Origin of the sequence: Hoylesella oralis ATCC 33269 (assembly GCF_000185145.2) — a bacterium.
Classification (GTDB): domain Bacteria; phylum Bacteroidota; class Bacteroidia; order Bacteroidales; family Bacteroidaceae; genus Prevotella; species Prevotella phocaeensis.
The window spans coordinates 336,136-356,204 of sequence record NZ_GL833116.1 but is presented as its reverse complement, the minus strand read 5'-3'; the positions used below and the strand labels follow the sequence as shown (position 1 = coordinate 356,204).

The following is a 20,069-nucleotide window of genomic DNA, read 5'->3' as shown; positions in this document are numbered from 1 at the left end:
TTAATTATATATAGGAAAATAAAAACAATACGATAAAATGAATTTTAACAAGCTATTAAAGTCTCTTTTCGGAGACAAATCTGCACGCGATATGCGTCTCATTCAGCCGCTCGTCGAAAGTGTAAATGCCATCTATCCGGAGATAAAGGCACTTAGCAACGATGAATTGCGTGCAAAAACCAAAGAAATACAGAGATATGTGCAAGATGCAGCTAAGGAACAAAAGGAGCAGATTGCAAAACTGAAAGAGAATATCGAAGATACACCCATCGATGAACGCGAGAGTATCTTCAATCAGATAGACAAACTCGAGAAAGAAGCGCTCGATATATACGAGAAAGCCCTTAATGATATTATGCCCGTGGCATTCAGTATCGTGAAAGATACAGCCCGCCGATTTGCCGAAAACGAAGAAACTGTTGTTACCGCAACCGATTTCGACCGCGAACTGGCTGCCGATCCGAAAAAAGATTTTATTACCATCGATGGCGATAAAGCCATCTATCATAACCATTGGACGGCCGGAGGAAACGACCTGAAATGGGAAATGATACATTACGATGTACAGCTCTTCGGCGGCATTGCCCTGCATCAAGGCAAGATTGCCGAAATGGCCACCGGTGAGGGAAAGACGCTCGTGGCCACTCTGCCGGTATTTCTGAACGCGTTGACGGGCAATGGCGTGCACGTCGTAACCGTGAACGATTACCTTGCCAAACGCGACTCGGAATGGATGGGACCGCTTTATGAGTTCAACGGACTCTCGGTAGACTGTATCGACAAGCACCGCCCGAACTCGGCGGAGCGTCGCAACGCCTATCTTGCAGACATCACTTTCGGCACCAACAATGAGTTCGGATTCGACTATCTTCGCGACAATATGGCTATTTCTCCTGCCGATCTTGTGCAGCGTTCCCATAATTATGCCATCGTAGACGAGGTTGACTCGGTGCTCGTAGACGATGCCCGTACGCCGCTCATCATTGCCGGACCGGTGCCGAAAGGCGATGATCAGATGTTCGAAGAATATCAACCATTAGTAGAACGACTGGTAGATGTTCAGCGTAAACTGGCCACTCAATACCTTGCCGAAGCCAAACAAAAGATTACGGAAGGGCTGCAGAACAAGGATCAGAAGCTGACGGACGAGGGTTTTCTTGCACTTTATCGCTCTTATAAATGCCTGCCTAAGAACAAACCGCTTATCAAATATCTCTCTGAAGAGGGTATCAAAGCGGGCATGCTCAAGACAGAAGAGTATTACATGCAGAACAACAACCGCGAGATGCCCAAGGCTGTAGAACCGTTATACTTTGTGGTCGACGAGAAATTAAACTCTGCCGATCTCACCGATAAAGGTACCGAATGGCTGGCAAATCAGGTAAACGACCGCGATTTGTTCGTACTTCCGGATATAGCATCCGAGCTTTCCAATCTCGAAACACAAACCAATATCAGCGATCAGGACCGCCTCGATAAGAAAGATGAGCTATTGGCTCACTATGGCGTACAGAGCGAACGTGTGCACACCTTGCAACAATTGCTCAAGGCGTATACCATGTTTAACAAAGACGATGAGTATGTCGTGATAGACGGAGAGGTAAAGATTGTAGACGAACAGACGGGACGTATCATGGAAGGACGCCGCTGGAGCGATGGCTTGCACCAAGCTATCGAGGCGAAAGAGCATGTAAAAGTCGAAGCTGCCACACAGACCTTCGCCACCATTACCTTGCAGAATTACTTCCGAATGTACCATAAGCTTGCCGGTATGACGGGTACTGCAAGTACCGAGGCAGGCGAGTTTTGGGACATATACAAGCTGGATGTCGTAGAAATACCGACAAATCGCCCTGTTATACGTAAGGACATGGACGATCGGGTGTACAAAACAGCGCGCGAGAAATACAATGCCGTGATCGAAGAAATTATGGATATGCGCTTTAACGGGCGTCCCTGTCTGGTCGGAACTACATCAGTAGAAATCTCGGAATTGCTGAGCAAGATGCTTCAAATGCGCAGAATACCGCATCAGGTGTTGAACGCAAAGCTCCATCAAAAGGAAGCTGATATCGTTGCAGAGGCCGGTCGGTCCAACAAGGGGCAGGCTTGGGTAAGCACAGACGGCAAAGGTTTCATCGACAAAGATACGGCAGCAGAGCATCAGGCAGAGCTCCTTATTGAGGAAAAAAAGGTAGACAAACACGATATGGATACAGCATTGAAACAGGCTGAACAACTTGTAAAACAAGAAGAACGCCTGCTCGGTGCCGTTACCATAGCCACCAATATGGCCGGTCGTGGTACGGATATCAAGCTTACGTCTGAGGTAAAAGCCGCCGGAGGATTGGCTATTATTGGTACAGAGCGCCATGAAAGCCGTCGTGTAGACCGCCAGTTACGCGGTCGCGCCGGCCGCCAAGGTGATCCGGGAAGTTCTGTTTTCTACGTTTCTTTGGAAGACAAGCTCATGCGTTTGTTCGCTTCCGAGCGCATAGCCAGTGTTATGGACCGCCTCGGATTTAAGGACGGAGAACGCATTGAGAGCCCTATGATTTCGAAAAGTATAGAACGTGCCCAGAAAAAAGTAGAGGAAAACAACTTCGGTATCCGTAAACATCTGCTCGAATACGATGATGTTATGAACAAACAACGTACGGTTATCTACGAGAAGCGCCGCCATGCACTCATGGGAGAACGTATAGGTATGGATATTACGAACGTAATTTGGGACCGTGTAGTGAATATCATCGAAACCAACGATTACGAGGGTATCAAGGAACAGTTCTTAAAAGTTCTTGCCATGGAGGTACCTTTTACCGAAGAAGATTTTGCCAATAACAAGAGAAACGACTTGGAAGAACGATCGTTCCAAGATGCTATGGCCGCATTCAAACGTAAGACAGACCGCATACAGAGCGTAGCATGGCCGATCATAAAGCAGGTACAAGAAAATCAAGGACAGATGTATGAACGGATTATGGTGCCCATTACAGACGGCAAACGTGTATATAATATCCCTTGTAACCTGAAACAAGCGTACGATTCTGAGGCTAAAGATGTGGTGAAACAGTTTGAGAAAGTCACTCTTCTTCATATCATCGACGACGATTGGAAGGAACACCTACGCCAGCTTGATGAGCTGCGTCACAGCGTGCAGAATGCCTCTTATGAACAGAAGGATCCGCTCTTGATCTTCAAACTCGAGAGTGCTAAGCTCTGGGATACTATGATTGACGACATGAACAACCGCACGGCAAGCATCTTAATGCGTGGACAAATTCCCGAAATGCAGCAAGACGAAGTGCGCGAGGCAGCCCCCGAAGAGCGAAGTCAACGCTATAATGAAATGAAACAAGAGCTGAATGATCCTCATCAAGCGGCCGCTGCGCATCAAGATACACGCGAAACAGCACGCCAACCGCAGGCTCCTATCATTAAAGAAAAGATGCCGCGTCCTAATGATCCGTGCCCTTGCGGTTCGGGAAAGAAGTTCAAGAACTGCCATGGCAGGAACATCAGATAAAGATATGCAAATCAAATTTGAACAATTAATGAAGAAATTCGGGGATAAGACTGCTGTCGATATCCCCGAATTTTTAATCGGACAAGGCGAAATTCTCGGCCTTGTAGGTAACAATGGTGCAGGGAAAACCACCCTTTTCCGCTTGCTGCTCGACCTCGTGAATGCCGATTCCGGCAGGATATTAATATCGGACAAAGAGATTGAAGGGGAAATAGAACCCTCGAAAACCGAAGTCTGGAAACAATTTACCGGTGCTTATATCGACGAAGGATTTCTAATCGATTTCCTTACAGCAGAGGAGTATCTTGAGTTCATTAGCACAGTGAACAATCAGAACGGCGCCCCTATCGAAACTCAACTTGAAGATTTCAAGACTTTCATGGGCAATGAAATTCTCGGACAAAAGAAACTTATCCGTGATTTTTCTGCCGGCAACAAGCAGAAAATAGGTATTATATCAGCTATGTTCACGCACCCCAAATTAATTATTCTCGACGAACCTTTCAATTTTCTCGATCCTTCAAGCCAGAATATCCTAAAGAAAATTTTGCTCGATTATAACCAAAAAACGGGAGCAACCATCATTGTGAGCAGTCATAATCTACAGCATACCGTAGAAATAAGTACGCGCATTGCATTGTTAGAGCACGGTCGCATTATCAAAGACCTACCGAACAACAACAGATGTGCGGAGAAAGAACTGGAAGAATACTTCAGTATTTAGGAGCACTTCTTACCATTTTCCTGCAATAGAAGCCTAAACCATAAAGGCATCCTATCAACAAATACATAAGTACAACTTGATAGAAATTAACATTTACATTGCTTATATGCGATCCGGGAAGCGATGCTATCACGGCGATACCGCGATTTAATACGCCCGCCACTGCAGACAACAAGGCAATTACAATGCTTTGAAGTGCAGGGAAAGGTGCCGTCAACACCGATACAAACACGCAATATAGAATAATGGTGGCAAGCGGAACGGCAAAAAGATTGGTAAGAAGAAAATAAAAAGAGACGTTTCCGAAGTAATACATCACCAATGGAGCTGTACCGAGCTGTGCGGATACGGAAACCACAACCATTCCCCAAAGCCAACGAACGGCCTTCGAAGTAAAAAGTATCTGGTCTTTAACAAGATGATAGAGCGGGAAATAGAATACCAGAATACCCATCACGGCCATGAACGACAACTGAAAACTCACATCCCACAGTACGAGCGGATCAGCTATCAGCATAACGATAGCCGCCAAGGCTAAAACATTAACCGACATACGTTTACGATTTAGCAAGGTTACAAAGGCATAAACAGTCAGCATTATGGCAGAACGCAACACGCTCGGTGCCATTCCTACCATAATCACATACGTCCAAATGGCCGTAAGAATGAATACTTGAACAAGCATAAAATGTCTGTTCCCCAAGCACAGAAGTGTAAGCATGAAGTAAATGATGCCGAGATGAAGCCCCGAAAGTGCAAGCAAATGGGATGCTCCGGCTAAAGAATATTCTTCTTTCATGGACTTTGAAAGCATACTTTTATCCCCCAGTGTCATTGCTGCCACAACGGCATAATCCTGTTCGGCCAGTCCATAAGCACGGAAATGTACCATCAATCGGTCGCGAAATTGTCGTGCCTTCAGTCGGATACGCTCCATTCTTGATAGATCGCCCAGCCCTACTTCCGCCTTTTGCCAATTCGTGTAATAAACGAAAGTCTGCGCTTCGTAACCGTGAATACGGAGCCATAAAGCATAATCGAAGTGCGAATGAGTATAATAGTTCTTCGGTCTTTCCAAAACAGAACGGGCAACAATCCCGTCACCCAGTGCCAATCGAAGATATCTTTTGTCTATGGTATCCCGCAAAATCGAGGCTTTAATCTTCTTATTCTTCATAGGTCCCGATGCTACAAGCAGATCGCATTGCAACACTTTTCCCCTAACAACGGGGCGACTTATTACTACAGCCTTATAAGTACAATCGCCATAAACGTTTTTCCGATATTCGGTTTCGCGGACAGACAGCATCCATGCACCCAATAGGAATGTCGACAATAATAGCATCACACTCTGCAATTGCCACCTTTTATAACCTATCAACGCCATCAAGAGCGAGGCGATTAGAGCCACGAACCAAACATGCATTGGCAGACCGTCGCCCACATAACTGCCTATTGCAATACCAGCAATCAATGCAAGCGCCACGCGCAACAGCGGAAACAATTGAATGTTACCGTCTATTTTCATTCATAATCATCAATCACACTGTTCATAAAATCCATCATCGGCTTAGCTACTTTAAACATATCCGCCATTCGTACCAGCCATTTATCGCCATTGAAGAAATCGTCTCCCACCATATTCCAGCAGGCATAATCCTTCATTTTCAGGTATTCCAAGAACTCATAATCGCGCGGGAAGTCTTTCGGAGCCGTCTTAAGATGTGTCAGTCCGAACCCTTTGGGGGACATATATTCATCGTTCCACTCCCCCTCGTTGGCATAACCGAAATACTTTACGAATTTTCCATTCTCCACACATTTGCGCCATTCATCGATATTACCCATGATTTCATTACGACACGAAGTCAATATATTAGTAGGCAACCAATAAGAACCGGCGGAAACTATGCATCGTCCCGGCTCTATGTGCAGGTAATATCCGGCATGCAGCGACTTCTTGCCATGTGCACAAATATAGGCTCCCATGTGGTTCTTGTAAGGAGATTTATCCTGTGAAAATCTCGTATCTCTATAAAATCGGAAACACGCATCCTTAGGTGTAATGTGCGAAACGGTAGGATCGAACTCCGTAATTGCCGCGATTGCTTTTGCTACACCGGCTTCGTAATCCTCCTTACAGGCAAGATACTCATCTTTATGTGCCAGAAACCATTCACGATTGTTATTAGCCGATACGTCTTTCAAAAATCGGATTATTCTTTTTGCATCCATATTATTCTAATTTCGAGTTCTCCAACAATTTCGGACAGAAGCTACCAAACGGACACTCCGGGCACTTGGGTATCCGGCTTAAACATACATAACGGCCGTGCAACAGCAACCAATGGTGTGCGTCGGGCACGTCTTCTTTCGGAATATTCCGCAACAGTTCACGCTCCACTTTATAGGGTGTATTGGCCGTTTTCGGTACCAATCCCAGTCGATGACTCACACGATACACGTGCGTATCTACAGCCATAGTGGCCTTACCAAACCAAACTGCCTGCAATACATTGGCAGTCTTACGCCCTACTCCGGGCAACTTCGTCAACTCTTCCATCGTTTCAGGAACAATGCCCCCAAAGTCATCTACGATCATCCGTGCCATCTCCACAAGGTGTTTCGACTTCGCGTTCGGATAACTCACCGTTTTAATATACTCAAGTACATCTTCTACCTCTGCTTTAGCCATTTCCTGCGGCGTCGGATAGCGCCGAAATAACGCCGGAGTAATCTGATTGATACGCTTATCCGTACACTGTGCACTGAGTAACGTTGATACAAGCAACTGAAAAGCACTCCCGAAATGTAGCTCTGTCGACACGTTCGGCATCTTTTTACGGAAGTAATTCAAAATATAAACATAGCGTTCTTTTCTATTCATAACAATGCAAAGTTACTGCAAGTAGAATAAAATGCAAAATAAATTCATTTGTTTTTAAGGCCCGACAGCTGCATTTGTCTATACAAGACGATAAATGAAAAAGCTGCGGCCGGTGCTCTTGAGAACACAAAATACGGAAAAATCTCACATCAGATATACTGTCTATAACAAACAGATGTATCTAATACGAGACTTATTTATCTGCTCTACCGATATCAGAGCATAGATATTTCGGCAATTTAGGCTTCCATTGTCCTATCTGTCCGCAGATTTTGCCGCCGATAAGCTGGCTCTATACAGAAATCGTTAATTTATGATATAAACCGCGGCAGGCATCTTCGATTAAATCTAAAGCATAGTCGAAGTCGGCACTTCCGCCGTAATAAGGATCGGGAACAGTGGCTGCGTCGTGGTGTTCCGTAAGATATTCCGTCAGCAGATGCACCTTTCGGCGGTCTTCTTCGTCGTTTGTCATGGCATTGACCATACGTAAATTGTCGTGATCCATTACCAATATGCAGTCGAAACGCTTAAAGTCGTCGCGCTTGAACTGTCGTGCACGACTGCCGAAATCATAACCTCGCGCCGCTCCATGCCTGCGCATACGGGCATCGGGCAACTGTCCGACGTGCCAATCACCTATGCCTGCCGAGTCTATATAAAACATTTCGTCGGCGCCGGCTTGGTGTACGATATGCTTCATTACGCCCTCTGCCGCCGGACTTCGGCATATATTACCCAAACAAACGAACAATAGTTTAATCTTCTTCATCTTCCAAAAGGTTGGGTTCCGTATCAGGTATGGGCTGATTGGCGCTCTCCTTTACGCCGAGTTGCTTCAGTTCGTTGGCCTTCTGCACAATGCTTTGGCGACCTGTATAGGCTTTACTGTAGGCATCGTCGTAATCTCTGTGCAGGTTCTCTATATCCTTTTTCACTTTATCAAAGCGTTTTATGAAGTCTCCTACACGCTTCAGAAGCTCTTCAGCCATACCGAACACTTTCTTCTGATTTTCCGTCTGGGCGTACTGCCGCCATGCTATCTGGATCATCTTCAGTATAGCTATGAGGTTTTGCTGGCTCGTTATCAGCACTTGTCTGTCGAATGCTTCGCCCCAAATCTTGGGTTCTGTGGCCAACGCCAGCTGCAAAGCGCCCTCGAAAGGCACATACATAATGACGAAATCGATAGCTTTTCGCGGCTTTTGAACGTACTTGCTATAGTCTTTCTTGGCCAAACCGAAGGCTTGAGTGCGTATGCTGCGCACCAAATCTTCGGCATATTTCCGCTTTAAACCCTCGTCCTCGGTGTTCACATAATTATAATAAGCATCGATAGATACTTTGGAATCAACGATTACATCTTCGTTGTTCGGATAATGAAGTATCACGTCGGGGATCATACGCCTACCGCTTTCGTCGTTCAGAACGGCATTTCCCTTGTCATCAGTGATGGTTTGTTGCATGTCATAGTCTATTCCTTGGCGCAGTCCTTGGCTTTCTAATAACTCTGCGAGGCGTCTCTCCCCCCAATTCCCCTGCGCCTTGTTACCGCCGCGTATAACGTTTGTCAGCCTTGTAGCGGTAGCATCGATCTTTTGCGTCTGCTCTGCCATCTCCTTAAGTTGCTGAGATAACGATGCTGTATGCTTGGTTGTTTCGCTATTAGTGGTCTGGATAACCTGATGAAGTTGCTCTATGTTCTGCTTTAACGGGCGGGTGATACTCTCCATCGACTCCGAATTAGAGTGTTTCAGCTTATCTGCCGTCTGATCGAGCACACGGGTTGCAAGGTTCGAGAACTGCTCCTGAACGGTTTTTAGCTGCTGTTCGAACTGCTCTTTCCGCATCTCTGCTTCTTTCGAATTATGCTCCTGCTCGGCCTGCAACTGCGTGTTGGCGCGCTCAAGGTCTATCTTCAACTGCGTAAGTTGCTCCTGCAAATCGCGCTTTTCGGCCACTGCACCATCCATATCGGCCCGTAACTGCCTATTTGCCGACTGCTCCTGCGCCAGCTGTTGTGTAGTTAACATCAGCTTGGCAGCCGCGTCTTTCTGCCTCGCATTCAACACAAAATAGGTTACTATGCCGCCTATAACGACGCCAACAACCAAGAATACTATTTCCATACCGCAAAGATAGCTGAAAAAGACCGCACTCCAAAATAAAACGCATGTTTTATTTTATGCCGCAAAATGTTGCACACTTTCCGAATATTTCTTATCTTTGTGCAAAACACATGCTTATGAAACGATTAGACTGTTGGCTAACTATAGTAGTAATACTTGGCGCATTGCTTATCATCTTTTACTTTATCGTCAGTCCGGACGTAAGGTATAGTTTTCTATTTCTTGCTATCCTAATCATATCTTTCATTATTCTACAACAGATATGCTATGGTCTCAAGCAAATTAAAATCCGGCGAAAGTGGCGACGTTTTACCGATATTCTTGTTACAGAAGGCGGTTTTGAAGAATTTTATTACTCCCCTACGTCGCTATCTGCATATAAAGACAATTACTGGTTGTTGGAAATAACGCATAATAAGAATATTTTCAACATTCATTTTCTCTATAATCTCAATCCCTACGTGGAACATCTTCAAGAAGAATGCGAGATGAAAATCGCAGAAATACGCGACAGTTTCGGCCGACTTTCAGTACCTCTGCAACCGACAATCGTTAGCGATGTGCCTTTCGGATCGTTAACCATCAGTGTTCAACTTGCCCGAAAAGAGGCTACAGACAAGCTGTTAAGAGAGATTAGAGACGTACTCTCGAACCTCGTCAGCACATCATTTACCGGAAAGAAGTATATCAAAGAATGCTTCAACGATAAAACCTATTATGCTGAATACAATCATGAAAGCGTAACACGCGCCATTCTTCGCAGTGCAACATCTACCGAATTTTACGATGAAAGACACGACGAAAGGAGCATATCGTACGACTTCGAAATGCTTATTTACGACTGTTATGAAGAGGAACCTATAGAAGAAGCACTGATTACCGAGGCCGATTTCAACGCCATTTGGAACGAGCGCGAAAGATAGCACATAGAAACTTCACGCTTAGACAGGCCATCTAAGCACCATAGAAGAGTTTTGTAACGTGCTTATATTACCCATTTAAGGCAATTAGATGGATAGTTTATCCGGCTTCTGCAAGGCACTCCCCTCCTTTGGAGGGGCAGGGGAAGGTTCCTCCTCCCATCTCTGTCGGCCGAAAATCCGCCATTGCACGGCACCTCGCATGGCCAAATAAACAATGAAAGCAAGCCACAGAGCATGATTGCCCATGACGGGTTGCAGCAACAGGTCTATCGCAAAGAACGCCAAGGCGGCCGCTACAGACGAGACGAGCATGCCGCGCGTAGCGGTAATTCCGATGAAAATGCCATCGAAGATAAATGCCGCAACGCCCGCAACGGGTATCGATACCGCCCAATAAAAGTAAGGTTCGGCCGCCTCTACCACAAGCGTTTCGTTGGTAAGCAGGCTAAGGAAAGCGTTTCCGCCCACCGCATAAACCAACGTAAAAGCCGCTGCCATGGCGGCACCCCAACGAAACAAGGCTCGCACAAGTCCGGTGAACGCCTCACGGTTGCGGGCTCCGTAGTACTTACCGCTAAGGGCTTCGCCCGCATAAGCAAAGCCATCCATCACGTAAGAGAACAGGGTAAAGAGCGTCATCAGCAGAGTATTTACCGACAGAATGACGTCTCCCTGCCGCGCTCCGGCCGATATAAAGAAGAAATTCACGCCAACTAAGAAGAGTGTACGCAGAAAAATGTCGCGATTGACGGTAAAGAAACGGCTCATCGCCTTACGGTCGAAGAGCGACGAGTGCCAGTCGTAGCGGTTCAATCGTGAGTAATACCGCACCCAGCAGGCCAATGCAACGAGGAAACCTGCCCACTGTGCAACGAGTGTTCCTACGGCCACGCCCTCGATTTTCCAATGAAGAAAAAAGACAAACGATAGACTTGCCACGATATTCACCACGTTCTGTAAAATGGAGACCATCATCGGAATGCGGGTATTCTGCATGCCTATGAACCATCCCGTAAGGCCATAAAGCCCGAGCATGGCGGGTGCGCCGTAGATACATATATTAAAATAGGTGACTGCATGGGGAGTTACCTGTGCCGAAGGGTGCATAATCGAGAGCATAACCCATCGTATAGGCCACTGAAACACAATGAGCAGCAACGCTATTGCTCCGCCTATCGCCAATGAACGCACAAGCATCCGCATGACTTCTGCCAGATTACGTGCGCCGAGTGCCTGCGATGTCATGCCGCTGGTGCCCATGCGAAGGAAACCGAATATCCAGTAAACGACGTTAAAAATCATCGATCCCACGGCGATAGCGCCGATATAAGCCACATCGCCCATATGACCGACGATCGTAAGATCTACCAGCCCGAGCAACGGAACGGTAATGTTCGATACGATAGAGGGCAATGCCAAACGAAGTATTTGGCTGTTTCTGCTGTTCATTGAGTGCACTTGTCTGCACAAAGTTAAGCATAAAACAAAGACGGAAGACAGATGTATTCCAAATTTATGTTAAGATAAACGCCCGCAAATAAACTTTCCGATGATTATACGGTCAAATAACCAAACGAAAAAAATGATAACGAAAGAATAACAGACAGATGAAGAAGGTTAGCAAAGTATGGATAGCAGCGGGCATAGTGCTCATAGCGGCAGTGACTGCATGGCTGCTCTCGGGCAACGAGAAGAAAGAAGAAATTGCTTTCGATACAGCAAAGGTGGCGCCTGCAAACATACAAAACAGCATCACGGCCACGGGTACGATAGAGCCGGTTACATCGGTTACCGTAGGTACACAGGTGTCGGGCATCGTTAACAAGTTATATGTAGACTACAATAGTGTGGTGAAGAAAGGTCAAGTTATTGCCGAACTCGACAAGACAAACCTCATTAGCGAGCTGAAAACAGCCCAAGCAAATCTGACAAGTGCACAGAGTACGCTGAATTATCAGGCCGAGAACTTTAAAAGATATGCCACTCTGTACAAGAAAGGTTTGGTGAGCGCCGACGATTACGAGAATGCCCAGCTGACCTACAAGCAGGCTAAAGAACAGGTAGCATCGGCACAAGAGACGGTCAGGAAGGCACAAACGAACTTGGGATATGCCACTATAACCTCGCCGATCGATGGCATCGTGCTGTCTAAAAGCGTAGAAGAGGGGCAGACGGTAGCAGCAAGTTTCAGCACGCCCGAACTGTTTACCATCGCCAAAGACCTGACCAATATGCAGGTGGTGGCCGATATAGACGAGGCAGACATCGGCGATGTGGCCGACGGAGAGCGAGTTACCTTCACTGTAGATGCCTATCCGGACGACAAGTTCGAGGGTGTAGTGAAGCAAGTAAGGCAAGAAGCCACGACTACAAATAACGTTGTGACCTACGAGGTGGTGATCAGTGCGCCCAATACAGACCTTAAACTGAAGCCGGGACTTACGGCTAACGTCACTATCTACACGGCCGAGCGCAAAGGGGTATTGAGCGTACCGTCGAAAGCGCTGCGCTTTACGCCCACCAAGGAGACTGTGGGCAACAAGAAGATTGTAGACACGGAGGCTAAGAATAAGGTGTGGACGCTCGAAAACAACAATACATTGAAAGCACATGCCGTGAACATCGGTATGACAGACGGCACGCATACGCAGATTTTGAGCGGCATTTCGCAAGGTAAGGAAGTGATAACAGCCATTAAAGTGGGCTCGAACAACGAACAAGAAACAAGCAACAATCAAGAAAGTAGTCCGTTTGCACCGGGCCCAAGGGGCAGGAAAAAGTAAGGTAAAACGTAACCCTACCCTGCACAGCCGAAACAAAAAGAATAAATATGGATAAGAAAGTTGTCATAGAATTGCAACATGTAAAGCGCGATTTCCTCGTAGGCGACGAAACTGTACATGCTCTCCGTGACGTGTCGTTCAAGATATACGAAGGTGAGTTCGTAACTATAATGGGGAAATCCGGTTCGGGTAAGTCTACTCTGTTGAACCAGTTGGGCTGCTTGGATACCCCTTCGAGCGGCGAATACTACTTGGACGGCGTGTCTGTACGCACGATGTCGAAGTCGCAGCGTGCCATTTTGAGGAACCGGAAGATAGGTTTTATCTTCCAAAACTATAACCTCTTGCCCAAGACGACAAGCGTAGAAAACGTGGAACTCCCGCTGATGTATAACGCTGAAGTAAGCGCCAAAGAGCGGTTCGACCGTGCTGTGGAAGCGCTGAAAGCCGTTGGCTTGGGCGACAGACTGTATCACAAATCCAATCAGATGTCCGGCGGACAGATGCAGCGCGTAGCTATAGCGCGGGCATTAGTTAACAATCCTGCCGTTATACTGGCCGATGAAGCCACTGGGAACCTCGATACAAGGACGAGTTTCGAAATCCTTGTGCTCTTTCAAAAGCTGCATGCCGAGGGTAGGACAATCATTTTCGTGACACACAATCCCGACATTGCGCACTATTCGAGCCGAAACATTCAGCTTAGAGATGGGCAAGTGATCAGCGACGAGTATAATCAAGACATCTTGTCAGCGGCAGACGGACTTGCCGCATTGCCTACAAATTCCGACGAATAGTTAATTACAGCAACAATATATGAATTATATAAACCTCTTAAAAATAGCCTTAAGAGCCATCGCAGCTAATAAAATGCGGTCGTTTCTCACGGCATTGGGCATCATTATCGGTATTGCCTCGGTGATTACCATGCTAGCCATAGGGCAAGGAACCAAACGAAGTATACAGGCAAATATTGCCGAAATGGGCTCCAATATGATTATGATAAGTCCCGGAGCCGATATGCGTGGCGGTGTAAGACAAGATGCCTCGTCGATGGAAACACTCAAGATGAAAGACTACGAGGATATCAAAAACGAGTGTACATATATCAAGGCCATCAGTCCGGTGGTAAATAGTAGCGGCCAATTCATATACGGTAACAACAATACTCCGTCGTCTATCTACGGTGTTAATCAAGACTATCTTGAGATAAGGCAGCTTACAGTAGAAGATGGAGATATGTTTACCGACGCTGAAATCAAATCCAGCGCCAAAGTATGTATCCTCGGACAGACGATTGTTAAGAACCTGTTTCCCGATGGCAGCGATCCTATCGGCAAGGTGGTACGTTTCAACTCCATTCCTTTCCGCGTGATAGGCGTATTGAAGAAAAAGGGTTACAACTCTATGGGTATGGATCAAGACGACTTGGCACTGGCTCCGTATACGGCAGTAATGAAACGTATATTGGCACAAACATACTTGGGAGGCATACAATGCTCTGCCATAACGGAGGGAGTTACGGATAAAGCCATCGATCAAATATCCGCCATCTTGCGTCGGAACCATAAGCTGAAAGACGCAACCGATATAACGGAAGCCGATGACGACGATTTCAACATACGCTCTCAAGAGGAACTGTCGAGCATGATGAATTCTACTACCAACATGCTCACTATCTTATTGGGCTGCGTGGCAGGCATTTCGCTCATCGTGGGCGGCATAGGCATCATGAACATCATGTATGTGAGCGTTACCGAACGTACCCGTGAAATCGGCCTGAGAATGAGTGTCGGCGCAAGAGGTATAGACATATTGAACCAATTTCTGATAGAAGCGATCTTGCTAAGCGTTACGGGCGGCGTTATCGGAGTGGCCCTCGGCATAGGCGCTTCGTATGCTATAAAACTGCTGGCCCACTGGCCTATATACATACAGAGTTGGAGTATAGCGATGAGTTTTGCCGTATGTACTTTCACCGGAGTGTTCTTCGGATGGTATCCGGCAAAGAAAGCAGCGCAGCTCGATCCTATAGAAGCCATCAGATACGAATAAAAACAAACATGCCACAGATGGCAGATACGCATCATAAAAGCAGGGGAACGATAACCACTCCCCTGTTTTTATTTCTGCTTCGTCATATACATTCCATCGCCCGCATCTATCTGTTTAGCCGCTTCGTCTACCAGATAAATGGTTTCGGTACTATCTTTGAAATCGCAATGCAACTTGCCTTGCTGATAATAAAAGGTGCCATTGCTCGTCTTTCCATCGAGTGTTTCCGAAATATATTTACCTTTTATCGTCAGTACTATCCTACCGTAAGAGGTATCGTAAATCCATCTTCCTTGTATCCAATCGGGTATCGGTTCGGGATGCACCTCCTCATATCCGTCGGATGATCCGGCAGAATCTTCCTCTATCCGCCTGCTTTCGTCCCGTTCCGAAAAACCTACAGAAGAACTCTGCACCACATGTTCGGTCTGAATTTCGTCTATACCGCCGGAAGATTTGCAGGTGTTAAAAGCCAGAATGATAGCAAACACCATCGATACCAAAACCAACAAGAAACCTTTCAAGCAGCCCCGATTATGACCAGACGGCACATGCAGCAGGGGTGGAGGCGCAACATGCTGCCGCTCCTTGGCACTCTCGTTACGGTAACCACTACGCACATCGGCGTTATAGCCGGCAATCTCATCATGAATTTCGTTACCTTTATGTGCAGTAACGGCCGTTGCCACCGGCTCTCGCCCATCTCTTAAAGTTTCTTCGTCGTGGAGCATTGCAGAAACATCTTCCGTATGTTTTGCCTGCAAAGCCTCATCCTTGGGCAAGATATAAGTGAAAGGAGTACCGCAACGAGGACAAACACAGGCTATTTCACTCATCCCCAATGGCGCCTTCGTATCGTATCTAAATCTACATTTAGGACATTTTATTTCCATCAGTTTCTTTTCTTTTCATATCTTGTTGTATGTAAAAAGAGCGATAGGCGCTATTCGAACCTTACTTGCGCCTTACGCATCATCTTCCAATGCTCACCGTCTTTCACGGCTGTACCCTCTTCCTCGGTGATGATGTGGCGCGGATAACCGCTCACATTTCCACCGACTTTACACACTGGTTTTATAAACTGCGACACACTGATCATAGCTGTAGCAATGGCATCCGGCGTATCGAGCAAGATAAAACTGCCGTTTACCCCATCTATTGTAGTAAGTTGATAGATGCTTTTCCCAATCTGTTCTACCGAGGAGGCATGACTGAAAACGCCATCTGTAGTGGGTGCAGCAAGAAAGAGTTGCCTCTGTTGCCCGTAAACAGGCATTGTAAGTTCGTTATCCTTACTGTCTACCTTCGATACACCGGCACTCTGTTGTTCACGTTTCGAGAGTTGTCGCAATTCTTCCTCCAGCCTATCTATTCTATTCTCTAAAGATGTTATCCGTTCATTCAACTGAGAGAAAAGGCTGTCGGCGCCTGTATCTCCGGCAGACTGCCCCGCCGCATCCGGTTGTTGCTCCGAAGAGCCCTGCTTACCGAGCAAACCTGAAAATATATTCCCCATGTTTCTTCTGCAAATTTTAGTTTATCACTCCTTCTGCCAAGGCATTAAAGGTGCTCTATCAGGTTATCTCTGATGCTCCCGATTATCGGGTAAAAGAACACAGTGTCTTCGATCGTGTCGGTTGCATTCCTATCCTCTTGGTTCTTGTTTACAAAGTTCCAGCCATGAAGCAGGTGGTGTTCCAAGTCTTTGTTTACATATTCGCGGAACTGTTGCAACGACCTATTGTCTACAAGAAAGCGGTCTACTACCCGAATATCGTCGCAAAGTTGTACGAAGAAATCGTTAAAAGCCCTCACCTCTCCTACAATTCGGCTGCGTATATCGCCATCTTCCATGTCTGCATAAGTCAGGCATTCCTTGTCTATCATGGAATAATTATACTTGAGAGAACTGTCAAAGTCGTCCATCAGTCGATTTAGCTCGCTTACCTGTTCGCATCCGGCGTGGTCTCTCACCTGCATAAGGGCGCCACGACATGTAATTTGCTTGGGTTCGCGCTTCTCCATAATCACCGAGAGGCCATCTGTATCGTAAGTTTCTCCGTAAACCCGCTCGAATACAGTCTGCGTCAACTGGTCTAAGTCGCGATTGCTGCCTACGATATCGAGTATTTTCGAGCCTGTTCCGCTAAACATAATGCTGCGCGGTTTGTCGATTTGTCGGTGCTTCATCATACGTGCAACGTAATAAATCAGCGCAACATAGAAATATATGAATATGATCTTCCGCTGTTCGTCCTCGTTCAAGCGCATGTTATACGAGAAAACATCGTTGCCAGATACTACCTTATTGGTTATTACAGAGAAGAGGAACGTGTTGATATCCTCACTTTTACGTTTGGCAGTTATATCGTCGAGGATGCCGTTAAGTTCGCCGTAACGGTCGTCATCGCCGTCGAAAAGTCGCTTGAAGTAATCTACGTACTTCATAAGCATGGGGTTTGTGTCGCCATGAGGTACGTCTGAAAAGCCGTCGCCAAAGAGTACGTTGGCGGCAAATCGAAAAGAAGTGAGCATAACCGGCTGATGTGCATTCGATTCAAATACCACCACGTCGCTCGAACCGCCGCCTATATCGATGCTTGCCACGGTAGATGCTGCGCCGCGGAACGTACTCGAACTCTTATAGAAATAATAGGGAGCCACGCTCTCGGGCATTTGTATAAGGTTCGTCTCGGTGTCGCGCACTCCGAAAACCTCGCGGAAAGTCTTTGCCCACATGTCGCCCATCTTGCGTATATTGCCGACTTTCATAGCTAGCGGATAGAACCAAACAAGACGAGTCTTAGATATATCGCCGTTCTCCAGCAATACTTTGGTACGCATGAGCAGTGCCAATTCGGTAAGATATGCCTTCACGCGCTTGCTGTTTGCCATCTCTGTAGACCATTTCAGGTTCGGAACGATGCGATTTCCGTAACCGATAGACTCTTTCTCGTATATAAACGGGATATTTGCATCGCCGAGCGCCACGATATAATCGGCATTCTCGGCATCTAAACGCTCGCATTCCGAAAGCACTGTACGTTGCGGGAAACCGTAATCTTCGCCGATATTCTTAGGCAAGAACTCCTGTTTAAGAATAACATCGTATAGGATACTCTCTCCATTATATAATGTGGCGAGCAAACGGTCGCGCGATGCAGAAGTTATTTTAAGGGGTTCCGGCATGTTTGCTCCGCACATAGTTTCCACATGCGTATTGGTGGTACCGAAGTCGACAGCAAATGTAAATGCCTCGTGCCCGGGTATATAATCCGACCACCGCGGACAGATAACGCCCTCGGCAGTAAGGTTTTCGTTGCCATCAGATAGCGTTATGCCGATATAATCGAAATCGCTATGCAAGCAATAATAGCTCGATCCTACACGTTTTTCTGACTTCAACGACCGGTTACGCATAAGAATATCGGCATCGGCTACCTTGTTTCGATAGCCATTCTTATAGAAAGACAAAGATAAATGGTGGTTTTCGAGCATGCCAAGTGCACGGTCTACCAGCTGCACATTGTATTGTTTCAGGCCCTGCGTACGTACAAACGGGAAAATACTCAATGCAAACGGCACAGTAATAAAATACCCACGATTGTTCTTCACATCGTAAGTTGTATCGACACTATTTGCCGACACGTAAATTCGCTGGAGGGTAATATATCCGTTCTGTTTCTGTACAGGAATGCGAAGTATGGCTGTTACGGTTTCCGTTTGTCCGTTCTTGCAGTGCTGGAGTTCGAACCTCGGACGGCCGCCTATTGTTCCATACAGATCTTTTACATCAAAGTATTTGAAATAAATGGGCTTCAACGGGAGCACAAAGTCGCAGTCGTCTGTCTCTCTACTGCCGATAGAAAGGTTTCCATCGAAGAAACAATCGCGGTCTAACGTATAATCGAGCTTGATCAACGATGGTTGGAAGAAGTCGTCATCGGTCAACCAAGGGTACTGATGCGTAGTTGCAGGGAGCACACGTTTATCGGGTTCCAATGCATAATCCTCCGGTTGTATGACTGTGGTATCATCCCAAGCGCCGGTAATATACTTGAACGGATCGATAAACGTGGCATTCAAATGGTTCTGCAATACCAACGGAAGCCGTTCGTTTGTCGCACGCGAAGGTACTATCATGAAGTCGCTCCGTGCAATAGCAGCCTGTATATCTTCGGAACGAGCACAATAGAAAGGTACTCCAAGCGCCTGAACGCCCTCATCCAAACGATCGAAATTGGTCTCAAGATACGAACGCGCCTTCTCTACATTGGCAACATCGTATACCAAGGGATTACCTATTTCTTTCAAAATCTCATCCTGCATGTCTGCCGAAAGCAACTTCATATTGGCAATGAGGTAAGCATTAACCTCGCTACAGAGTTTTTTCAAGTCGGGATAAGCCGTAAACAAAGCGTAAATGTACTTAATAAAACGTTCGTTACGCATATAAAGCGGCCGCCATAGGTCGAACAATTTCACGTTCTGCTCCACAGGAATATCGAATACATGGGGCATCGCATTGGGTGTCGACATGAACAATGTAACGGGAGAAGTGCTGCCGATGACCTGATTTCCAAGCACCAAAAAGTACAAACGATCCATACGGTCGAAGTTAAAAGCCTCCTTGTCTTGTTCAAGAAACATCTCTATTGTCTCGCCCAACAGCTTATGTTGAGATGAGTTTTTCAGCTCACCGAGCGCTGTCGCACGGTTCCATTCCACGATATGCAACCGGTTGCGAAGTTCGGTATAATTGAAAAACAGCTGTGCCACATCGAGTGCATTGGCCACGAGTTTCTCATCCATAGCCTCGCCATTCAGACTTGTATGCATGGAAAGACGCTTGAATGCATTCTTTACCAAGTCCATCTGAGCGAACGGGGATGGGATTGCAGTACGCGGACGTTGCGAAAGACCGCCGTTAGGATCATCGATCATGTCGATTTCATCGGCATGATACTGGTTATTCAAAGGTATCCAACCCTCACCGGTTGTCTTTTTATTGTATGATAATATCTTTGACATGTTCGTTTGTT

Annotated in this window: 15 protein-coding genes; 6 read left to right on the top strand and 9 right to left on the bottom strand. The window is 46.4% G+C overall.

Annotated features, from left to right (window positions below):
* The first annotated feature begins 37 nt into the window (after nucleotides 1-37).
* Complete coding sequence (locus HMPREF0663_RS01540; RefSeq protein WP_004368308.1) at nucleotides 38-3,526, top strand: preprotein translocase subunit SecA; 3,489 nt, start codon at nucleotides 38-40, stop codon at nucleotides 3,524-3,526.
* Nucleotides 3,527-3,530: 4 nt separating this feature from the next.
* Entirely contained in the window at nucleotides 3,531-4,250 is a 720-nt protein-coding gene (locus HMPREF0663_RS01535; protein WP_231375187.1) for an ABC transporter ATP-binding protein, read from the top strand.
* Here the strand turns inward: HMPREF0663_RS01535 and HMPREF0663_RS01530 are convergent.
* The 5 genes from HMPREF0663_RS01530 to HMPREF0663_RS01510 form a co-directional block, all read right to left on the bottom strand.
* Nucleotides 4,240-5,778, bottom strand: a complete 1,539-nt coding sequence (locus tag HMPREF0663_RS01530; RefSeq protein ID WP_004368306.1) for a ComEC/Rec2 family competence protein — start codon at nucleotides 5,776-5,778, stop codon at nucleotides 4,240-4,242. The two genes, HMPREF0663_RS01535 and HMPREF0663_RS01530, sit on opposite strands and share 11 nt — an antisense overlap.
* Entirely contained in the window at nucleotides 5,775-6,485 is a 711-nt protein-coding gene (locus tag HMPREF0663_RS01525; protein WP_004368305.1) for a DUF2461 domain-containing protein, read from the bottom strand. The genes HMPREF0663_RS01530 and HMPREF0663_RS01525 overlap by 4 nt, the downstream gene beginning before the upstream one ends.
* A gap of 1 nt (nucleotide 6,486) precedes the next feature.
* On the bottom strand, nucleotides 6,487-7,137 hold the full coding sequence (gene nth / locus HMPREF0663_RS01520) for an endonuclease III (RefSeq protein ID WP_004368304.1): 651 nt from the start codon (nucleotides 7,135-7,137) through the stop codon (nucleotides 6,487-6,489).
* A 292-nt stretch (nucleotides 7,138-7,429) separates the two neighbouring features.
* The gene (locus tag HMPREF0663_RS01515) at nucleotides 7,430-7,909 is read right to left on the bottom strand and encodes a low molecular weight protein-tyrosine-phosphatase (protein ID WP_004368303.1); all 480 of its coding nucleotides are present in this window, start codon (nucleotides 7,907-7,909) and stop codon (nucleotides 7,430-7,432) included.
* Nucleotides 7,896-9,266, bottom strand: coding sequence for a DNA recombination protein RmuC (locus HMPREF0663_RS01510; protein ID WP_004368302.1), 1,371 nt, complete (start codon nucleotides 9,264-9,266; stop codon nucleotides 7,896-7,898). The genes HMPREF0663_RS01515 and HMPREF0663_RS01510 overlap by 14 nt, the downstream gene beginning before the upstream one ends.
* A gap of 116 nt (nucleotides 9,267-9,382) precedes the next feature.
* Between HMPREF0663_RS01510 and HMPREF0663_RS01505 the strand changes: the two genes are divergently transcribed.
* Nucleotides 9,383-10,189 carry a hypothetical protein gene (locus HMPREF0663_RS01505; RefSeq protein WP_143150401.1) on the top strand — a complete coding sequence of 269 codons (807 nt, stop codon included), beginning with the start codon at nucleotides 9,383-9,385 and terminating at the stop codon, nucleotides 10,187-10,189.
* Nucleotides 10,190-10,273: 84 nt separating this feature from the next.
* Here the strand turns inward: HMPREF0663_RS01505 and HMPREF0663_RS01500 are convergent, their stop codons facing one another.
* A complete protein-coding gene (locus HMPREF0663_RS01500) occupies nucleotides 10,274-11,638 on the bottom strand; it encodes an MATE family efflux transporter (RefSeq protein WP_004368300.1) in 1,365 nt (454 codons plus the stop codon).
* Nucleotides 11,639-11,796: 158 nt separating this feature from the next.
* On the opposite strand from HMPREF0663_RS01500, the gene HMPREF0663_RS01495 reads away from it, so the two are divergent.
* Genes HMPREF0663_RS01495 through HMPREF0663_RS01485 form a run of 3 tightly spaced genes read left to right on the top strand, consistent with a single transcriptional unit; the run spans nucleotide 11,797 to nucleotide 15,027 of the window.
* Nucleotides 11,797-12,972 carry an efflux RND transporter periplasmic adaptor subunit gene (locus HMPREF0663_RS01495; RefSeq protein WP_004368299.1) on the top strand — a complete coding sequence of 392 codons (1,176 nt, stop codon included), beginning with the start codon at nucleotides 11,797-11,799 and terminating at the stop codon, nucleotides 12,970-12,972.
* 47 nt (nucleotides 12,973-13,019) lie between these two features.
* The gene (locus HMPREF0663_RS01490; protein ID WP_004368298.1) at nucleotides 13,020-13,769 is read left to right on the top strand and encodes an ABC transporter ATP-binding protein; all 750 of its coding nucleotides are present in this window, start codon (nucleotides 13,020-13,022) and stop codon (nucleotides 13,767-13,769) included.
* Between the two features lie 19 nt (nucleotides 13,770-13,788).
* Nucleotides 13,789-15,027: an ABC transporter permease gene (locus tag HMPREF0663_RS01485; RefSeq protein ID WP_004368297.1), complete on the top strand. Its 1,239-nt coding sequence runs from the start codon at nucleotides 13,789-13,791 to the stop codon at nucleotides 15,025-15,027.
* Between the two features lie 68 nt (nucleotides 15,028-15,095).
* Here the strand turns inward: HMPREF0663_RS01485 and HMPREF0663_RS01480 are convergent, their stop codons facing one another.
* The 3 genes from HMPREF0663_RS01480 to HMPREF0663_RS01470 are packed head-to-tail and all read right to left on the bottom strand — an operon-like array spanning nucleotide 15,096 to nucleotide 20,058.
* Entirely contained in the window at nucleotides 15,096-15,920 is an 825-nt protein-coding gene (locus HMPREF0663_RS01480; RefSeq protein WP_004368296.1) for a zinc ribbon domain-containing protein, read from the bottom strand.
* Between the two features lie 50 nt (nucleotides 15,921-15,970).
* Entirely contained in the window at nucleotides 15,971-16,543 is a 573-nt protein-coding gene (locus tag HMPREF0663_RS01475) for a hypothetical protein (RefSeq protein WP_004368295.1), read from the bottom strand.
* A gap of 44 nt (nucleotides 16,544-16,587) precedes the next feature.
* Nucleotides 16,588-20,058 carry a hypothetical protein gene (locus HMPREF0663_RS01470; protein WP_004368294.1) on the bottom strand — a complete coding sequence of 1,157 codons (3,471 nt, stop codon included), beginning with the start codon at nucleotides 20,056-20,058 and terminating at the stop codon, nucleotides 16,588-16,590.
* Between the last annotated feature and the right edge of the window lie 11 nt (nucleotides 20,059-20,069).